A 19,171-nucleotide genomic window follows, 5' to 3' on the forward strand; every position below is an offset into this window, starting at 1 on the left:
TGATTTAAGCCTCTGAGCTTGCTTTAAATTCCATGCTGTAAACATATTTATTCTCCGGATGATGCGTTACCGTCACTTCAAATAACTTATCCTGATCATCAAAATAGCGGCGAATAATGACCAGACATGCAGTGTCAGGCTTGATGTGGAGTTTTTCTGCAATCTCTGGCGACACTTGAGAGGCATATACATCCACTTCCGCCCTCTCGATACGAGCGCCATATTTTTCCTCAATCTGCTCGTACACCATTACCTGGGTATGTTCTGGATCTTTAGTCAACGAAGCAAACTGGGGCAATATATAAATATCCGTCCAGGCTATGACCTCCTCTGCCTGTTGACGCTTTCGAATTCCGCCAATGTGATACCAAGATGATCCAATCGGTGCGCCAACAATCTGACTTAGAGACTTATCTAGCTCAATGAATTCTTCGACTATGTTCTGACGATAGGTATCCCGTGAATAACTCAGAATATCAATTGGAGAGTTATAGCTTTGGGTGAAACGGCGTAAGCGCTGTCTAGACACCACCTTTGTAGGCGCGCCTTGATGGCGATAAATCAGGCCATTAGCTTCCAGAATTTGTAGTGCATGCCGCAATGTATGCCGACTAGACTGAAAATCCCGACAAAGATCCGCCTCGGCAGGCAAGACGGATCCCACTGGCCAATCACCGTTATAAATACGCTGCTCTAGCGTTTTGGCTAGAGACTTATATAACGGTGATCGTTCACTCAATTTAAGAAAGTCCAAACATTTTTTTGCCAGCGACTGGCAGACGTGCTTTAAGAATATCGCCAGATAAAGACTCGGTAATGTAGAGATCTTTTCCGTCTGCCCCACCAAAACACATATTAGCCAAATGATGATGATGTGGGTTCTCAGAGTAGATCAAGTGGGTTGGCAACATATTGTTATCAAATCTCCAGATTCCAATACCGAGGTGGCATACCAACAAGCCATTCTCTGAGTCCATTTCAATACCATCTGGACCCGCAACACCACCTGTTAACTGTATCGCTACACCTGTTTTGGAAACAGAGCCGTCAGCCATCAATGGCAATCTCCAGATTTGCTGAGATCTAGTGGCTGCTACGAATACATGCTTTTCTTGAGTATTCAAAGTAATGCCGTTTGGGCTTGGCACATTAAGTGCCAAGCGATCTAGTTGGCCATTGGCGCGCAATCTAAATACGCGGCCTGTTGGATCAGCAATACCAGTCTGACCTTGATCCGTGAAATACAAATCGCCATTCGAGGCAAAGTGTAGATCGTTCAAACCTTTAAAGTTTTCGCTATACATTGACCCTAAGATAGTTTCAATTTTTCCAGTCTTTGGATCAAGCGCTAGCAAGCCTGCTTTGTAGTCACAAATAAAAGCGCGACCATCTTTATGAAACTTCATGCCGTTTGGCCAACCATCATATTGAGTAATCAACTCCCACTCGCCCTTGGTGTCAATGCGGAAAATGCGGCCAAAGGGAATATCAACAAACCATAAATTACCTTCACGATCGAATGAAGGCCCCTCTAAAAAGCACTCAACCTCTGCACCTTGACGATTAGGATCGGACCATCCGGTACGGGATTTTTTGCGAAACTTCTCTGGCATGGTTGAAAACACTTCCGTTTTTATTTTCTCAACGGGCTGGAAAGGGTTATGCATCGTCATGGGGAGATCTCCTAGGGTAAGTTATACGGATAAGTATGTTTTATTATTAAACAATTAAACCATAAATAATGATAACCTTAAGTCCTTGTTGATCAAAATTAATTTAAGCTTTTTATAACTTAACCGAATAGGTTGCAAAATATGAAATCTGTAGCTGTTATAGGAACCGGAATCATGGGTGCTGGCATTGCAGCCGGATTTATTGCTCAAAACATACCCGTAGTGATATTAGGCAGAACTAAAGACAAGGCTGATGCGTGTTTAGATAAAGCCATCAGTCTTGCTAAGAAAATTGGCATGGTTGGAGACAACGCCACTAAAGATGAAGTTGATATTAAGAAGCAGCAATTCATTGGGATCCTAGAGGATTGGCAAGACTGGGACCAATTCTCCTGGGTGATTGAAACTGTTGCCGAGAACTTAGAATTAAAACAAAAAGTTTTCCAACACCTTGATCAAGTAGTGCCAGCAGATATTCCTATTGGCAGCAATAGCTCAGGCTTCCCCATTAGCAAAATTGCAGAGGGGCTCAAAACTGCAAACCGCATGATGGGTGCGCACTATTTCATGCCTGCAGAAGTTGTTCCACTCGTTGAAATTGTCATGGGACAAAAAACAGAACTCAAATATGCGGAGCAAGCTTGCGAACTCTATAGGGCTATTGAAAAGAAGCCTGTCCTGGTGAAGAAGGATATTCCTGGATTTTTAGCGAATCGTATTCAACATGCTTTGATGAGAGAGGCACTCTCGCTCGTACAAGAAGGAATTGCTACGCCAGCCGATATTGATGATGCGGTGAGATATAGCTTTGGCTTCCGTTACGCCGCTGTAGGCCCGATGACACAAAAAGAAATTTCAGGCTGGGATGGAATGGCGAATGCCGCTAAGGAAATTTATCCCTCACTCTCCAACATCACTGCCCTGCCTCCAAAAGTAGTTCAACTCATGGCCGATGGGAAAACAGGCATGAAAGCTGGGGAAGGATTTAGAAAGTGGACCCAGGAAGAAATCAAAACTGTTTCTGACTCCTACTCCCGTAGGCTGAAAGCGGCTTTTGACGTTCTCAATATTGAATGATTGAGCAACCTTGAGCTACAGCATCTTTCACGCGATCGAGGTTGGGAGTAATCCCGATGCCAATAGAGCTCAATTGAGCGATGTCAAGATGGCCACGCGTTGCCGTTAATGGACGATCGCAGATATCAAAGCGTAGATATTGATTTGACATGCTAAATCCCCAAGGCACATCCCCTATTGCAAAACCGATGGATGCTGTTGCAGCTCCCGCTAGGGATGTTTCTGCCACTTTGCAAGCTAAGTTAAGCTTTAGATTGTTTGCTCGCAAGGTTTGTGCGCTTTTGCAGGCAGCCAGTACACCACCAGTTTTAATGAGTTTTAGACTAGCGCCATCAAGGGCCTTAGCTTTCACAAACTCCTCTATCTCATCTGTGCCATGGATAGATTCATCTAAGCCAATTGGAATTGGGGATCGCTGCTTGAGCAAGACAAAATCAGCCATTGCAGAATCTGCGTTAATCAGCTGCTCAGCAAATGACAGTTTGCATGCCTGCTTTGAGGTGCAAAACTCTATAGCCTCTTCTAATGACATTGCGCCGTTAGCATCCACTGAAATAACGTCACCCTCTAGCAGATCTGAGAGCGCCTTGACACGACGTAAATCCTCTTCAACCGATAAAGAACCAATCTTTATTTTCCAATGCTTAAATCCTGCCTCACGAAATGATTTAGCGTCAGCGATTTCTTTTTCTAGTGAACCGCCAAGCATGCGCAGCAAGGGAATCTCGGCCACCTCCGGTGAAGCGACACCTACAGCAAATGAGCGCAAGTATTTCCATAACGCGATCGAATTTTTCTGTGTATACAGATCAAGTAATGCCATCTCCAAACAAGACTTAGCTGATGGATTGCCATACAAAATTGCATCAAATAGTTTAGAAAAATCCTTAGGATCGCCCCACTCAATTGCGCGCGCCTTTTCTACCAAATACTTTACGCTCGCCAACAAGCTTTCGAGAGTCTCACCAGTCATGAGAGGTGCAACAGACGCCTCACCCCAACCCTGGCGACCCCCTTCATCAGTAAGGCAAAGCAATACGGTTTTAGCGTCCACAATCACTTCTTTAGCCATCTTGATTGGCTCAATGAGTGGAATTGAAAGTGGAAAGATAGTTACCTGAGTGATTTTCATTTTTTTACACAACATTTATATAAGAATAAACAATAAGAATACGGAGAACATTACATGAGAAAAATCTTTATTGCATTATCGCTAGTTAGCATTGGCTTTACCAACAGCATACAGGCGCAGAGCTACCCTACTCAACCCATTAAGTTAATCGTTCCATTTGCTGCGGGTGGGCCTTCTGATGTTTTGGCGAGAGGCTTTACCCCCAAACTTGGCGAAAATCTTGGTCAACCTATCATTATTGAAAACAAACCGGGCGCGGGCGCTAATCTTGCAGCTGAGTATGTGGCCAATTCCAAACCCGATGGCTACACGCTTTTTCTGATGATGGTAGGCACCCAAGCGATTAACGAAACGCTTTATAAAAAACTAAACTACAACCTTGTTAAAGATTTTGCTCCAGTAAGCTTGGTCGCATCTTCGTCGCTATTATTTGTCGCCAACCCATCAGCACCTTTTAAAACAATTCCAGAACTCATTGCCTACGCAAAAGCCAACCCCAATAAAGTGAGCTTTGCCTCATCAGGCGCCGGGACACCACTTCACCTGGGTGGTGAGCTATTTAATGCTCAAGCAGGAACCGATATTCTGCATGTCCCATACAAAGGTGCTGCTCCAGCATTAACTGATGTACTTGGTGGTCAAATTGAAACTGCGCTCGTCGGCACTCCTGCTGCTTTACCCTATGTGCGCTCTGGAAAACTGATCCCGTTAGGAATTACCAGTCTTAAACGCTCCCCAAGTGCCCCAGAAATTCCAGCGATCTCAGAGTACCTGCCTAAGTTTGATGTTGAGCTTGTATACGCCATCGTCGCACCAGCACGGACACCAAAAGCGATTATTGACAAACTTAATACGCAACTCATCAGCGTACTTAGCAATCCAGAAATCAAAGCGCAAATTAATAGCAAGGGCTTTGAAGTGGTCACCAGTACACCAAACTATCTGGGTGACTACATTAAGTCCGAAGTGGCTAAGTGGGCCCCTATTGTTAAGAAATCTGGCGCAACTGCTGAATAATTAAACTATTGAATCGAAAGAAACTCATGATTGAAATCTCTGAAAAAAAACTGGCTGGCCCTATCATTCGTCTGCATCCTAATGACAATATTGTGGTCGCACGGGTTGATGTTGGAATTGGTGCTGAAGTTCCTAGCGAGAACTTTACAAGTCGCAGCCAAGTGCCTGCTGGCTACAAGATTGCCACCAAAAAGATCCTCAAGGGCGAGCCCATTCTAAAATATAACGTGACGGTAGGTTTTGCGAATACCGACATTGAACCCGGCACGATGGTACATAGTCACAATACCGAGTTTCGCGAGTTTGATCGTGACTATGCTTATGCAAGTGAATATAAGCCGACCCAGTTATTGCCTGAAGAACAACGTGCTACCTTTCAGGGCTATGTAAGGCCCAATGGAAAAGTAGGAACACGAAATTTCATCGGCATCTTATCGACAGTAAACTGTTCAGCAACCGTTGTGAACAAAATTGCAGACTGGTTTACCCCCGAAAGATTGAAAGATTTTCCCAATGTAGATGGAGTCGTGGCGTTTAGTCATGATATCGGCTGCGGGATGGAAATGAGTGGTGAGCCGATGCAATTGCTTCGCCGCACTATGGCTGGATATGCTCGTCATCCCAACCTAGCGGCTGCTCTGATTGTGGGTCTTGGTTGCGAGCGCAATCAATTGAAAGGCTTGATGGAGCAGGAAGACCTGGCCGAAGGAAATACCTTACATACCTTCATCATGCAAGAATCGGGTGGCACACGCAAAACCATTGAGGCCGGTATCGAAGCTGTCAAAGCACTTCTGCCTGCGGCCAATCAAGCTAAACGGGAAACAGTGTCAGCAAGTCACCTGACTGTTGGCTTGCAGTGTGGTGGTTCCGATGGCTTTTCATCAATTACAGCCAATCCCGCACTAGGTGCCGCGATTGATATTTTGTCCCGTCATGGGGGCACTGGCATTCTTTCAGAAACACCAGAGATTTATGGTGTGGAACACACCCTTACCCGCCGCGCCGTTAGTAAAGAAGTGGGTGAAAAACTCATTAAGCGAATTCGCTGGTGGAAGGATGAATACTCTGTTGGTAGGGATGTGCAAATTAACGGGCAAGTTAGTCCCGGTAATCAAATTGGTGGTTTGGCCAATATTTTTGAGAAGTCCCTAGGCTCCTCCATGAAGGGTGGCACCGGCCCTCTCATGGAGGTCTATAAGTATGCAGAGCCCGTGAGCACTAAAGGCTTTGTATTTATGGATACCCCGGGATTTGATCCTGTATCTGCCACCGGCCAGATTGCTGGAGGCGCTAATCTCATTGCCTTCACTACAGGCCGTGGATCCATGTTCGGCTCTAAGCCTGCGCCCTGCATCAAGCTAGCCACTAACACCCCAATGTATCAACGCCTCACCGAGGATATGGATATTAATTGCGGCGAGATTTTGGATGGCACTGTCTCCGTTCAGGAAATGGGGCAACGGATATTTGAGTTGTTTCTGCGCACCGCCTCAGGAGAGGCCTCCAAGAGTGAACTTCTTGGCCTGGGAGACTATGAATTTGTTCCCTGGCAAATTGGGGTTATGAGCTAATAGAACTGTAGAATTAATCGTATTAGCTCAACCCAGACAGAAACCGGACTGAAATAGGCTTATGAAATTTAAGGATTACTACGAAACGCTCGGTGTTGCTCGCGGCGCCACTGAATCTGAGATTAAATCAGCCTATCGCAAGATGGTGCGCAAGTTCCATCCCGATGTCAATAAAGAGCCTGGTGCTGAAGAGCAGTTCAAGCAAATCGGCGAAGCTTATGCCGTTTTAAAGGACACTGAGAAACGTGCCGCCTATGATCGCTTTGGCGAGAACTGGAAAAACGGTCAAGACTTCACCCCTCCCCCAAATTGGAATGAAGGCTTTGAATATTCTGATGACAGTTTTGGTGGTGGTCATCCAGGTTATGGTGGTGGCTTTGAAGGTGATCAAAGTGAGTTCTTTGAATCTCTGTTCGGTCGCGGCAAACATCGCCAAGGTGGTCGTGGTGGCAATCCTCGCCAGGGTATGAATTTCAAAGGCCAAGATCATCACGCCAAAATTTTGATTGATCTCGCTGATGCATATAACGGAGCTAAGCGCACTATTGCATTGCATATGCCCGTGCAAGATGCAAGCGGCCACGTCAGCACCCAAGAACGCAAGCTAGACGTCAGCGTCCCTAAAGGCATTAAGGCTGGCCAAAATCTGCGACTCTCTGGACAAGGTGGCCCTGGTGTTGGCGAGGGCCCTGCTGGTGACCTCTATCTCGAAATTGAATTTCATCCTAACCCTATTTATCGCGTAGACGGAAAAGATGTCTTCATAGACATTCCTTTGACCCCATGGGAGGCAGCACTGGGCACTACTGTCAACGTCCCCACTCCCGCAGGCAACACTTTAGAATTAAAGATCCCTGCAGGAACTGTTGCTGGTCGTAAGATGCGCCTCAAAGGCAAAGGCATACCAAGCTCAGAGCCAGGTGATTTATATGTGGTGCCCTCTATCGCCCTACCACCTGCCGACACTGAATCACAAAAAGAAGCCTATCAAACATTTGCAAAGGCTTTTGATTTCAATCCTAGATCTCACTTGAAGGGATGATGAATATGAAACAAACCAATATCACTTGGATCGAGGGTGCCGTTGTAGAGAATGAGGTGCACATGACGATTGTTGAGCTCGCTCATGCATCGCGCACACCAGAAGATCTCATCATGACTTGGGTATCGGAAGGCGTCTTAAGTCCAGCTGGTTCATCACCTCAAGATTGGCGCTTTAGTGGCGACTCTTTGCGAAGAGCAAAAACCGCGGCACACCTCACCCATGATCTCGAGTTGAATGTGCCTGGGGTTGCCTTGGCGCTAGACCTGCTTGATGAAATCGCCCAGTTGCGCGCTCGTTTACCGCGCGACTAGGCTGTACCACTAAGACTCTGAACGACTTAGAAGCTGTTCCCAGCGCTGTAGCTTTTGATCTAAGTCAGCAGTGATTTCACTGAGTCGAGCTTGCATGCTCGCCGCCAACTCCGGTTCATTTTTATAAAGATCGGGGTTACTCATTGCAATGCCAATGTCGGCCTGCTCTGTTTCTAATGTCTCGATCTGTAATGGTAAAACTTCTAGCTCTTGGCGCTCTTTGCCATTGAGTTTCTGAACTCCACTTTTAGCTACAGGCTTAACTTCTGTCTTAACTTCTACCTTTGCCTCTGCTTTGACCTCAAGCTTATCTACAGATTTTGTGTTGGCATTGCCATTGGCAGCACGAATTTTGTCTGAGCGCGCTTTTTGAATTTTCCAATCCTCGTAACCACCCTCATATTCACGCCAAAAGCCATCGCCTTCGTTGGCAATAATGCTGGTGACCACGTTATCCAAGAAGTAACGATCATGGCTTACCAAAAAGACCGTGCCCTTATAGTCTTGCAAAAGTTGCTCAAGCAAATCCAAAGTATCAATATCTAAGTCGTTCGTTGGCTCATCCAAGACCAAGACGTTTGCAGGCCGCGCAAATAGGCGCGCCAGTAATAAGCGATTACGTTCGCCGCCCGACAAAGTGCTTACCGGGGAATTAGTTCTCTCAGGCGCAAATAAGAAATCACTTAGGTAACTCTTAACGTGCTTTTTATTGCCATTGATTTCAATCCACTCACTACCTGGGCTAATGTAATCTTCCAAAGAGGCATTCAGATCTAAACCTTCACGCATTTGGTCAAAGTAAGCAACCTCAATACGCGTACCCATAGTCGCAGTACCGGAGTCTGGCGCAATAGTTCCCAAAATCAATTTCAGTAAAGTTGTTTTACCAGCGCCATTAGGACCCAGTAAACCCACCTTATCACCGCGCAAAATCGTTGCCGTGAAATCCTTCACAATCGGACGATCATAGGTTTTGCTGACGTTTTGAAGATCAGCCACAATCTTGCCGCTACGGTCTCCAGCAGAAACAGCTAGCTTCACCTGCCCCATCGCATCTCTGCGTTCAGCACGGCTACTTCGTAAATTTTCCAAGCGAGCAATTCTGGCAACGCTTCGAGTGCGGCGTGCCTCAACCCCTTTACGAATCCAAACCTCTTCTTGCGCCAATAATTTATCGGCGCGAGCATTGGCCAAGGATTCAGAGTTCAATTCTTGTTCTTTTAAAACTTCATATTGCGTAAAGTTGCCAGGATAGCTGCGCAAAATACCGCGGTCTAGTTCGACAATCTGAGTGCAGACGTTATCCAAGAATGCACGATCATGGGTAATCAAAATCACTGAGCCTTGATACTCCTTAAGGAGTTCTTCCAGCCAAGCAATCGAATCTAAATCCAAATGGTTGGTTGGCTCATCAAGCAGCAACACCTCAGGCATCTCGACTAATGCACGCGCTAGGGCAACCCGTTTCTTGGTGCCGCCTGAAAGCGTATTGATTTTGAGATCAGCTTCTAAGTGCAAACGATCCAATGTTTCATGGACTCGTTGCTCCCAATTCCAGCCGCTCAAAGCCTCTAATTGCGATTGCACCTCGTCGAGGCGATCATGGGAGGCATCATCCCACTCGCCAACGCTGAGGGCCTCGTATTCCTCCCGCAAGGCTTTTGCTTGAGCAACGCCTTTGGATACCGCTTCGAAGATAGTCTCTTCCGCCTCAAATATAGGCTCTTGGGGGACATAAGCAATTCTGAGGCCTTGCTGATATTGCAACAGGCCATCATCCATTTTTTCTATGCCGGCCAATATCTTCAACAAGGAAGATTTACCAGTGCCATTGCGGCCAATTAAGCCAACACGTTCACCAGATTCCAGTGAAAAAGCAGTGTTTGCGAGGAGGTCAACGTGGCCAAAAGCCAGTTTTGCATCAGTGAGTACGATTAAAGCCATGGCGACATTATCGTCACTTCCCTAAAAGGGGAGATATTTCCTCTTATTTCTGCGAGACTAGCTACTTATGGTCTGTAAATTAACCCCCTCTGCGCCCCGCCTGATCCTCTTTGCGGGACATGCCGGCACTGGAAAGTCGACTTTAGCCGAAAAGGCTCTGCCTCTGATTATTGAGAAAACTGGAGAAGATTTTTTCTTTTTAGATAAAGACACTGTATATGGCGCCTTCAGTGCCCATGTTATGGAGCTCACTACCCAGAACCCCAATGACCGTGACAGCCCCTTCTACCTTGAGAACCTGCGTGATTGGGAGTATCAAGGTCTGATTGACATAGCCAGGGAGAATTTGCTTTTGGGAGTGAATGTCATTTTAATAGGCCCATTCTCGAAGGAGATACAGAGCGGCAAAATGTTTGACGCGCGGAAACTGGGGGTGCCCCCACAGACCTCTATTCAGGTTGCTTGGATTGACCTAGAGGAGTCTGAAGCCAAAAAGCGGATGGAGAAACGAGCTGACCCAAGAGACGAATGGAAGCTTGCTCACTGGGATCAATATGCTAAGCGGAGAATAGAGCCTCCAGACCACACTACATTGCATCGGTTTAATAATTTCGCATTTAATGAAGAGGCGTTTGAAAAACTCATTGATGACTTATCTCGGTAAATTGGAGACAAAAAAAGTAGAGCCCCCAAAGGAGCTCTATCTCAAGACCTAAGAACTGAATTCTTAGAACTTGTAAGTTACGCCAACAGCCGGCATCCAAGGATTTAATGTCAACTTGCCAGATGCACCGGCAAGCGCTCCGCTACCAGTTACATTGGTACTCATAGTTGCATATTTCACGTCAACGTTTAAACCCCAATTTTTATCCAACATGTAATCCATGCCAACTTGACCAACAAAACCAAAGCTTGACTGATCAACTTGTACCTGATTTCCAAGCGCAGGGAAATTTTGACGATTTCCAAAGATGGTGTAATTGATACCAGCGCCAACATAAGGTTTAAAAGCACCTAAATCAGTAAAGTGGTACTGGGCTAAAAGCGATGGCGGCAAAGCTGAAATCTTACCGGCGTTGGCATTACCTGGGCCATAAGTAATATTCACCTGTTGCGGCCATGTCAATACCAATTCAGCTGCAATATTTTTTGTGAAAAAGTAAGAAACATCAAACTCAGGAATAACTTGATTTTTAGCTTTTACGTTTGCGGCTTGAACCAAGCCAGACTGTCCATTTTGCCAAAGCAGATCCACCGCGCGTACACGCACCATCCAAGGATTCTCTTGTGCTTGCGCCTGAGCCGCGATTGGGGCTAAGGATGCTACTGCAGCCATTGCTGCTACGAGTGACTTAATACGCATGATGGTTTCCCTTTTTGTTATCAATTTCGATGAAATCATTTTCGAATTGATGAAGGGGGTGCAATTTGATGTAAATCAAATTGACTGAGGCTAGAGATTTTTTATTGGTTAAAAAGCAACAGAGTTTTTGGGCTTATTTGATCTAGATCAAATTACCTCTGACTTACCCTTACAGAACCTTTGAATAAGTGCCTTTTGCCTGAGATTCCCGGAGGTGACGATCAAAAGTCATGGCCACTCGTCTAGCCAGGAGACGACCCTTTGGAGGAACTAAAATACTTTCGCCTTTCCAATTGAGAAGCCCGGCTTCCTCTAAATTCTTTAACTCTTCTATCTCAGTCTTAAAGTAGCTCAGGAAGTCAATGTGATGCGATATAGCGAACGCTTTGGTATCTAAGGCAAATTGGCACATCAACTCACCGATGAGTTCACGGCGTAAAAGATCGTCTTTATCGAGCTGCAAACCACGCAGCACTGGTAGATGACTGTTATCGAGGGCTTCATAGTATTCGTCTAATGTACGCACGTTTTGCGAGTAGCAATCATCCACTTTTCCGATGGAGGAAATTCCGAATGCTAGAAGATCGCATTCTGCCTGGGTGGAGTAACCCTGAAAATTGCGATGAAGCTTACCTTCCTTTTGGGCGATAGCCAATTCATCGTCAGGCTTAGCAAAATGATCCATGCCAATAAAGATATAGCCAGCCTCACCTAAACGCGTAATAGTATTAGAGAGAATATCCAACTTATCTGCCGCTGGCGGCAAATCAGTCTCAGCAATACGGCGCTGCGGCTTAAAGATATGCGGCAAGTGTGCGTAGTTATAAACAGAAAGACGATCCGGATTCATTGCCAATACTGCATCGACTGTTTCCTTGAAAGTCTCTGGCGTTTGCTTAGGCAGACCATAGATCAAGTCAACGCTTCTGGATTTGAATCCATACTTCCTAGACCAATCCATGACTGCCTGAGTCTCTTCAATCGTTTGTACGCGATGAACAGCCTCTTGAACTGCCAAGTTGAAATCCTGCACACCCAAGCTAATGCGGTTAAAGCCCAGATCAGCCAAGAGCGCAATATCCTCCTCTGCAACACGGCGCGGATCAATCTCAATCGAATACTCACCACCAGGCAGCAGCTCAAAATGCTCGCGAGTGTGCTGCATCAACTCAGTCATCTCTTCATGCGATAGAAAAGTGGGGGTACCACCACCCCAATGCAATTGCGTTACCGGAATCTTTTTCTGAGAGCCCATGGCTTTAGTAACCATGGCCATTTCTTTAGCGAGATACTTGATGTATTTAGCGCTACGTCCATGATCCTTCGTGATGATCTTGTTGCAGCCACAGTAATAACAAATATTAGGACAAAATGGTAAATGGAAATATAAGGATAGCGGCTCGTTTGCTTTAGCTACCCGTTCCAATGCTCTAAGATAATCAGCCTCAGAAAAGTCACTCCGAAAACGATCGGCGCTTGGATAAGAGGTATAGCGTGGTCCATTAATATCAAACCTCTTCAATAACTCCGGATGAAAAAGAACTTCTTTTTCTTCGGTCGATGAATGAGTTACTGCAGAGTTCATGAGGTTCTTATGTGATATTTACTTTGACAGATAGTCTAGCGCGACTGCTTCTGCTACTTTAATCCCATCAACACCTGCAGACAAGATTCCACCGGCATATCCTGCGCCCTCACCTGCTGGGTAAAGACCTTTGATATTTAGACTTTGATAGTTTGTGCCTCGAGTAATTCGTAAAGGTGAGGAAGTGCGGGTCTCCACGCCAGTTAAAACAGCATCTTTCATAGAAAAGCCTTTAATTTGCTTTTCAAAAGCAGGGATTGCTTCACGAATGGCCTCAATGGCATAAGCGGGCAAGCTTTCCGCCAGATCCGTTAAATGAACGCCGGGCTTATATGACGGCATGACGCTACCGAACTGAGTTGAAGGCTTGCCTTCTAAAAAGTCGCCAATCAGTTGGCCTGGTGCTTCATAAGTTCTGCCGCCTAATTCAAAAGCCTTTGATTCTATAGCGCGCTGAAACTCAATGCCTGCTAATGGACCACCAGGGTAATCATCTGGGGTAATACCAACAACAATGCCTGCATTGGCATTTCGCTCATTGCGAGAATACTGACTCATACCATTAGTAACCACTCGATTAGGTTCGGAGGTAGCGGCAACTACTGTGCCACCTGGACACATGCAGAAGCTATAGACTGAGCGCCCATTTTTGGCATGGTGGACTAATTTGTAATCCGCAGCACCAATTAACTCATTACCCGCATGAGGTCCCAGACGCGCCTTATCGATCAGTGATTGGGGGTGCTCAATCCGAAAGCCGACAGAAAAAGGTTTAGATTCCATGAAGACGCCGGCATGATGCAAGGCTTCAAAGGTATCCCGCGCACTGTGCCCCAAAGCCAAGATGACATGGTTGGCAGGTAAATCTTCCTGCCCTTCAATCTTGACCCCGGTAATTTGCTCATTCTCAATATCAAAGCCAATCACCTTTTGTAAGAACCGAATCTCACCACCTAAGTCAATAATTTCTTGACGCATCTTCTCCACCACACCAACTAGACGGAAAGTGCCAATATGCGGCTTAGCTACATAGGTAATTTCTGCGGGAGCGCCAGCTTTCACAAACTCATGAATAACCTTGCGTCCATAAAACTTAGGATCTTTGATCTGGCTGTACAACTTACCATCTGAAAACGTACCAGCCCCACCCTCTCCAAATTGCACATTGGATTCTGGATTTAAAACATTCTTACGCCATAAGCCCCAAGTATCTTGAGTGCGCTCACGAACTTTTTTGCCCCGCTCAAGGACGATTGGCTTAAAACCCATTTGCGCCAAAACTAGAGCGGCAAAAATACCGCATGGGCCAAATCCAATGACTACTGGGCGCAGTGCTTTTCCAGAATCTATAGTTTCAGGGGCTTTTGCTACAAAGTGGTAGCTCGTATCAGGAGATGGTCTTACATGAATATCTCCAGAAAATTGCTTCAGAAGAACGTCTTCATGCTTTGCAGATAAGTCAACAGTGTAGATAAAAGACAGCGCAACGTTTTTTCGAGCATCGTAGCTACGCTTAAAGACCTCAAATCGAATTAAGTCTTTAGTGTCTAAATTGAGACGCTTCAAAATCGCCTTTTCCAAAGCTTCTGGAGCATGGTCAATTGGGAGACGTAATTCAGTAATACGGATCATGGGTTTTTACGGTACACAGTAATTTGAGGCATTTCGAGGCTCATCAGGAGTCCCAAGCCAAATAATACTGGTTATAAGCTAGCTCAGGCCAGGAGTTGGTTCATAAAGGCGATAATACGTCATGGCTCTACGCGCAACTATCCACAAAGCCGACCTTCATGTCGCAGATTCTGACCGCCACTACTATGGCAGCCACTCTTTAACTATTGCTAAGCACCCTTCTGAGACCGAGCAGCGGATGATGATCCGCATTATCGCCTTTGCTCTGCAGGCAAATGAGGACTTAGTATTTACAAAGGGCTTGAGCGATACCGACGAACCCGATCTTTGGATTAAAGATCTTACCGACGCAATCAAATTATGGATTGAAATCGGCCAACCAGACGAGCGTCGTATTCTGAAAGCCTGTGGTCGTTCTGATCAAGTGATCGTCTATTGCTATGGCGGACATACCAGCAAAATCTGGTGGGATGGTATTGTCAATAAACTGAATCGTGCTCGCAATTTACAAGTAATCTCCATTCCAGCAGAACAAGCGGAAGAGCTGAACAAGTTGGTTGAGCGCAGTATGGTGATCCATGTCAATGTTCAAGATGGTGAAGCTTACGTTTCCTCGGATAAAGGGCAGGTCACTATTACCCCAGAGATTTGGCGAAATAATCAATAGGCATTAAAAATGAAGGTAGTAGTTTTCGATACCAACGTCTTACTAGATCTTTTTGTCTTCAACGACTTTAGAGCGCTTCATTTAAAGCAAGCGCTGATCGAAGGCGAAATAGATGCTCTGGCAACCCCAAATACTCTAGAAGAATTTGCCGATGTGATTGCTCGCCCCCTATTTGCACTCGATGAAGTTCAAATAGAGCGAACCCGCCTGCAATGGCAGGGTTTAGCGAGGCTGAGGGATGATAAAAACTTAGTCAACGCGCCTTGGATATGCCAAGATCCGGATGACCAAGTCTTTTTAGATCTTGCTTACACTGCAAAGCCATGCATCTTATTCAGCAAAGACAATGCAGTACTGCGATTTGCGAATCAGGCTGCAAAAGAACAAGTATTCATTACCGCAGATTACAACGCAGCGATCTTATAGGCTTTGCGCAGCCTGCGCGGCAATCTCAAAAGATCTGAGACGAGCCTGATGATCAAAAATTTGTCCAGTCAAGATGATTTCGTTTGCACCAGTAAGATCCAACCAACGTCGCATCCCCTTCTTTACCGTCTCTAGCGAACCCACTACTGAAACCTGCAAGGTATGATCTGCAGCTGCTCGTTCATGAGGCTCACAAAATTCATTTATGTCAGCAATTGGGGATGGTAATTGTCCGCGAGTATTGCGCCGCATTCTGACAACATTTTGTTGCAGGGTAGTAAATAGATGTTGAGCTTCTTCATCGGTATCCGCAGCAACTACATTCATCACAAATGCTGAATAAGGTTTAGCTTGCTGATCTGATGGCTTAAAGAGCTCACGATAAATCTTCATTGCCTCCAAGAGTTGCTCTGGCGCAAAGTGAGAAGCGAAGGCATAAGGTAAGCCAAAGTGAGCAGCTAACTGAGCACCATACAAACTAGAACCTAAAATCCAGATGGGGACATTGGTGCCCATTCCTGGTATCGCTTTTACAGATTGCCCTTCTTGTAGTGGACCAAAATAATGTTGCAACTCACGGACATCTTGAGGAAAACGATCGTCGCTACCCAATAAATCCCTGCGCAATGCCCTCGCAGTCATTTGATCGGTTCCAGGTGCGCGACCCAAACCAAGCTCAATTCTTCCCGGGTATAAAGATTCTAGGGTGCCAAATTGCTCAGCAATCACCAAGGGAGCATGATTTGGCAACATGACTCCACCAGAGCCCACCCGGATACAAGAGGTGCCAGCAGCAATATAGCCAATTAGGACTGCCGTCGCAGAACTCGCATTGCCCGTCATATTGTGATGCTCAGCCACCCAATAGCGGGTATAGCCCCATTTTTCGGCATGCCTTGCTACATCCAAGGAGTTGCGAAGTGCATCGGCAGCAGTAAAACCCTGGGGAATGGGAGATATATCTAGAATGGAGTATGGGATGGAATTTGCCATCGCTAGATCATACCGAGAAAGTGCATTGTTGACATGAGTAAACCCAAAATGGCCGATCCCGACGATGGCCTCTTTAAGCCAGGCAGCAAATTGCGGCATATTAAAACTGGTGGATTTTATAAAGTGATCCTCTTGGCTAACGTTGAGGCAAACCTCGAGCCAGCCTACGTTTACGAATCCATGCAATCTCATGATTTTTGGATTAGACCCAAAATAGAAATGGAAGATGGGCGCTTTGAGCTTATCTCAGAATAGAAAGTCAGTTATGTCAGAAGAACGCATCACCAACCTAGAAATCAAATTGAGCTTCACAGAAGACCTCATTGAGAAGCTCAATGAGACCGTCTATAAGCAACAACAGCAAATCGAATTTCTGTATCGCGAATTAAAGGCAATTAAAGAACAAGCCAGTGGTAGCGGAGGCGGCGGCGCAAGCCCTCAAGATGAAATCCCCCCACACTATTAATCAACTGCTAATATAGCCATTAGGCATAAACCCCTTACAACACCAGCAAAGGAATCATCCATGAGCAACTTAACTCTATTTCTAGTCCAGTGGGGCTTGACTTCTTTATCCCTTTGGGTCGCCAGTTATATTTTTAGTGGCTTGCGCTTTGCGGATGGTGGCTCATTATTAATTGCCGCCCTTCTGTTGGGATTTGCCAATGCCATCGTTAAGCCTTTGCTCGTTCTTTTCACGCTACCATTAACGGTAGTAACCATGGGTCTCTTCTTGCTCGTGATTAATGCCTTGGTATTGATGCTGGTTTCTGCAGTGGTAAGTGGCTTTACGATCTCCAGCTTTTGGACGGCATTTTTTGCCAGCATCTTTATTTCTCTATTTAGCCTTTTTGTGAGTGGCTTAGTTTTCTAAGAAATTTTCTTAGGCTTAGTTTCTCTTACTTACTTGCAGGATAGATATCAGACCAAGAGTGCAGCGCTGTTTTACATGGCTGCGACTTGGTCGCCAATGATTTAGCATTCTCTGCGGCGATACTAATGCCGCCGGTTAAGAAGCCCAATCCAATAGAGACGGCGCTGTTCACTACCCCCGCCTTATTCACCCCAGCTTTCGGGTTTTGTAATGTTCCCTCAATCTTTACAAGTCCGGCCAGATCCAAGCCCGTTGTAAGGCCTGATTTTTCTCTTGGATTAATACTAATATTGAGAGCCTCGTTGGCAAGATTGATTGAGCCTGCCAAGGTGATATCGAGACGATCCGTCTCAATTCCAACTGAATTCTGAATATTTACCATCCCGCTATTGATGGGCAAGTAGGCAATAGCACAATTCAAAATAGTTTGATTGGATTTCTTATACATCGGATTGATTTCATCTATTACAGTGATGACAAAGTCCCCGCCTTTATTGATGAACTTCGAATCTAATTTACTTTGCCCCACAGAAAGCTGAATAGCCCCATTGGCTCGACTAGCCATTTGATGCGGACTCACACCGCTTCCCTGTAAGTTCCAGGCCACTTTTGTATCGCCCCCAGAAACCTTAGCACTTGAATCGGTGACGGCAATAATTTGCTCTAAAGTAAAGTCCTTAGCAATACCCTTCACAGAAATCTTAGGCGCAGGGCTGGTGAACTGAGTAATGAAAAGTTGCGCTTGGGCACTTCCCTTGCCTATATTAAAGCTGACATCGCTTGCATCAATCCTATCTTTCTGAAATTGGAGTGTCGTTTTGAAGTTAGTAAACGGCGCCTGATGGGGAATCCCAAGCTCAGCAATATTGATATGAATAAGGCCATCAGCTAAAGGTAAAAGGTCAAAAGGCAGTGCGTCATCGGAGAATAAATACTTACCTTGGGCCTTATGTGTAGATGCTTGGGAAGTTTTTCCAGCTGATCCAGCAGCAGCAACAGAACCCGATAAGGGCGCCAAATCAAAGGACTTTGAATTGAGATTGATATTAAATTTTGGTAAAAGATCTGGCTTTTTATCAATCTCGCCCGTAATCGCAAGCGACTTACCGTTTAAGTTCAGGACCAAATCGAGATCCATTTTGACTGGCGACTGATTCCAAGCGAAGTAAGCATTACGCAGTGAAGTTGTTTTACCTTTTAGATTTAAGGTGTAGTTAGCATGCTGAACATCCACCAGCAACGTAGACTTACCATCGCCACCATCTAAAGAAAGCTTAGGAATACCAATCGAACTGGTTGCTTTTTCTCCGTCCTGATAATTGATATGCGCATCTACGACATCAACAGTATTAATGGAGACAAGTGCGTTACTAGAAGAGTCGCCGGGCGCAGACTGTATAGCCGTACCACTGGTAACTAGCGTAGGCGGAGTGAGATCCCAATTACCCTCCCCGGCTTTATTGGTTTGCAAGTTTGCCTCTAAACCCCTTATGCCAATTCTGCTGATTTCAACACTACCTTTTAGCAGTGGGAGTATCCTAATGTCTAATTCAATGTGCTTGAATATAAACATATCAGGATTGCTTGCCCATGAAGCATTGCTCAACGATACCTGTTCGGCTTTTACGCTAATTGATGGGAAAAGACTCAGGCTGACTGGCCCGGTAATTTTCAACTCACGCCCAGTAGCCTCTTTGACCGAAGAACTCAGGAGCTTAGTTACCTGGGCAGGATTAACAAAAGACGACGCGTACCATGCGCCCAAACCCATTATGGCAAGACAGCCCATCAGGGCAATCAGAGAAATTTTCAAGGTTTTATTCACCTACCCATTCTAAATCGAGTGCTAGATCGGGGC

Annotated in this window: 20 protein-coding genes; 11 read left to right on the top strand and 9 right to left on the bottom strand. The window is 45.6% G+C overall.

Annotation, left to right across the window (positions count from 1 at the left end):
• Positions 1–4: 4 nt before the first annotated feature.
• On the bottom strand, positions 5–739 hold the full coding sequence (locus FD963_RS06800; protein WP_215357228.1) for a GntR family transcriptional regulator: 735 nt from the start codon (positions 737–739) through the stop codon (positions 5–7).
• Position 740: 1 nt separating this feature from the next.
• Positions 741–1,673, bottom strand: a complete 933-nt coding sequence (locus FD963_RS06805; protein ID WP_072583457.1) for an SMP-30/gluconolactonase/LRE family protein — start codon at positions 1,671–1,673, stop codon at positions 741–743.
• Between the two features lie 141 nt (positions 1,674–1,814).
• On the opposite strand from FD963_RS06805, the gene FD963_RS06810 reads away from it, so the two are divergent.
• A complete protein-coding gene (locus FD963_RS06810; protein WP_215361370.1) occupies positions 1,815–2,750 on the top strand; it encodes a 3-hydroxyacyl-CoA dehydrogenase family protein in 936 nt (311 codons plus the stop codon).
• Here the strand turns inward: FD963_RS06810 and FD963_RS06815 are convergent.
• Positions 2,737–3,882, bottom strand: a complete 1,146-nt coding sequence (locus tag FD963_RS06815) for a mandelate racemase/muconate lactonizing enzyme family protein (protein WP_215361371.1) — start codon at positions 3,880–3,882, stop codon at positions 2,737–2,739. The genes FD963_RS06810 and FD963_RS06815 overlap by 14 nt on opposite strands.
• A 54-nt stretch (positions 3,883–3,936) precedes the next feature.
• Here FD963_RS06815 and FD963_RS06820 point away from each other — a divergent pair, with 54 nt between their 5' ends.
• The 4 genes from FD963_RS06820 to FD963_RS06835 all read left to right on the top strand — a co-directional run bounded on the left by FD963_RS06820 (position 3,937) and on the right by FD963_RS06835 (position 7,829).
• Positions 3,937–4,899: a tripartite tricarboxylate transporter substrate binding protein gene (locus tag FD963_RS06820; RefSeq protein ID WP_215361372.1), complete on the top strand. Its 963-nt coding sequence runs from the start codon at positions 3,937–3,939 to the stop codon at positions 4,897–4,899.
• A gap of 26 nt (positions 4,900–4,925) precedes the next feature.
• Complete coding sequence (locus tag FD963_RS06825) at positions 4,926–6,473, top strand: UxaA family hydrolase (protein ID WP_215361373.1); 1,548 nt, start codon at positions 4,926–4,928, stop codon at positions 6,471–6,473.
• Positions 6,474–6,534: 61 nt separating this feature from the next.
• Positions 6,535–7,515 (top strand): DnaJ C-terminal domain-containing protein, encoded by a 981-nt coding sequence (locus FD963_RS06830; RefSeq protein ID WP_215361374.1) that lies wholly within the window; start codon positions 6,535–6,537, stop codon positions 7,513–7,515.
• Positions 7,516–7,520: 5 nt separating this feature from the next.
• On the top strand, positions 7,521–7,829 hold the full coding sequence (locus tag FD963_RS06835) for a chaperone modulator CbpM (RefSeq protein WP_215361375.1): 309 nt from the start codon (positions 7,521–7,523) through the stop codon (positions 7,827–7,829).
• Positions 7,830–7,838: 9 nt separating this feature from the next.
• Here FD963_RS06835 and FD963_RS06840 read toward each other — a convergent pair whose 3' ends face one another.
• Positions 7,839–9,773, bottom strand: a complete 1,935-nt coding sequence (locus FD963_RS06840) for an ATP-binding cassette domain-containing protein (RefSeq protein ID WP_215361376.1) — start codon at positions 9,771–9,773, stop codon at positions 7,839–7,841.
• Positions 9,774–9,840: 67 nt separating this feature from the next.
• Here FD963_RS06840 and FD963_RS06845 point away from each other — a divergent pair, with 67 nt between their 5' ends.
• The gene (locus tag FD963_RS06845) at positions 9,841–10,437 is read left to right on the top strand and encodes an ATP-binding protein (protein WP_215361377.1); all 597 of its coding nucleotides are present in this window, start codon (positions 9,841–9,843) and stop codon (positions 10,435–10,437) included.
• Between the two features lie 63 nt (positions 10,438–10,500).
• Here FD963_RS06845 and FD963_RS06850 read toward each other — a convergent pair whose 3' ends face one another.
• The 3 genes from FD963_RS06850 to FD963_RS06860 form a co-directional block, all read right to left on the bottom strand.
• On the bottom strand, positions 10,501–11,136 hold the full coding sequence (locus FD963_RS06850; protein ID WP_215361378.1) for an OmpW family protein: 636 nt from the start codon (positions 11,134–11,136) through the stop codon (positions 10,501–10,503).
• Positions 11,137–11,305: 169 nt separating this feature from the next.
• Positions 11,306–12,721 carry an oxygen-independent coproporphyrinogen III oxidase gene (gene hemN / locus FD963_RS06855; protein ID WP_215361379.1) on the bottom strand — a complete coding sequence of 472 codons (1,416 nt, stop codon included), beginning with the start codon at positions 12,719–12,721 and terminating at the stop codon, positions 11,306–11,308.
• An 18-nt stretch (positions 12,722–12,739) separates the two neighbouring features.
• Entirely contained in the window at positions 12,740–14,353 is a 1,614-nt protein-coding gene (locus tag FD963_RS06860) for an NAD(P)/FAD-dependent oxidoreductase (protein WP_215361380.1), read from the bottom strand.
• Between the two features lie 121 nt (positions 14,354–14,474).
• On the opposite strand from FD963_RS06860, the gene FD963_RS06865 reads away from it, so the two are divergent.
• Positions 14,475–15,020: a YaeQ family protein gene (locus tag FD963_RS06865; protein ID WP_215361381.1), complete on the top strand. Its 546-nt coding sequence runs from the start codon at positions 14,475–14,477 to the stop codon at positions 15,018–15,020.
• Between the two features lie 9 nt (positions 15,021–15,029).
• A complete protein-coding gene (locus FD963_RS06870; RefSeq protein ID WP_215361382.1) occupies positions 15,030–15,446 on the top strand; it encodes a putative toxin-antitoxin system toxin component, PIN family in 417 nt (138 codons plus the stop codon).
• Here FD963_RS06870 and FD963_RS06875 read toward each other — a convergent pair.
• The gene (locus FD963_RS06875; protein WP_215361383.1) at positions 15,441–16,439 is read right to left on the bottom strand and encodes an LLM class flavin-dependent oxidoreductase; all 999 of its coding nucleotides are present in this window, start codon (positions 16,437–16,439) and stop codon (positions 15,441–15,443) included. The genes FD963_RS06870 and FD963_RS06875 overlap by 6 nt on opposite strands.
• 33 nt (positions 16,440–16,472) lie before the next feature.
• Here FD963_RS06875 and FD963_RS06880 point away from each other — a divergent pair, with 33 nt between their 5' ends.
• The 3 genes from FD963_RS06880 to FD963_RS06890 are packed head-to-tail and all read left to right on the top strand — an operon-like array spanning position 16,473 to position 17,313.
• On the top strand, positions 16,473–16,694 hold the full coding sequence (locus FD963_RS06880; protein WP_215361384.1) for a hypothetical protein: 222 nt from the start codon (positions 16,473–16,475) through the stop codon (positions 16,692–16,694).
• Positions 16,695–16,704: 10 nt separating this feature from the next.
• Positions 16,705–16,905 (top strand): SlyX family protein, encoded by a 201-nt coding sequence (locus FD963_RS06885; RefSeq protein ID WP_215361387.1) that lies wholly within the window; start codon positions 16,705–16,707, stop codon positions 16,903–16,905.
• 60 nt (positions 16,906–16,965) lie between these two features.
• A complete protein-coding gene (locus FD963_RS06890; RefSeq protein ID WP_072583858.1) occupies positions 16,966–17,313 on the top strand; it encodes a phage holin family protein in 348 nt (115 codons plus the stop codon).
• A 25-nt stretch (positions 17,314–17,338) separates the two neighbouring features.
• On the opposite strand, the gene FD963_RS06895 is transcribed toward FD963_RS06890, so the two are convergent.
• A complete protein-coding gene (locus FD963_RS06895) occupies positions 17,339–19,138 on the bottom strand; it encodes an AsmA family protein (protein WP_215361389.1) in 1,800 nt (599 codons plus the stop codon).
• Positions 19,139–19,171: the final 33 nt, after the last annotated feature.

This window comes from Polynucleobacter sp. JS-JIR-II-50, assembly GCF_018687895.1.
Taxonomy (GTDB): Bacteria; Pseudomonadota; Gammaproteobacteria; order Burkholderiales; family Burkholderiaceae; genus Polynucleobacter.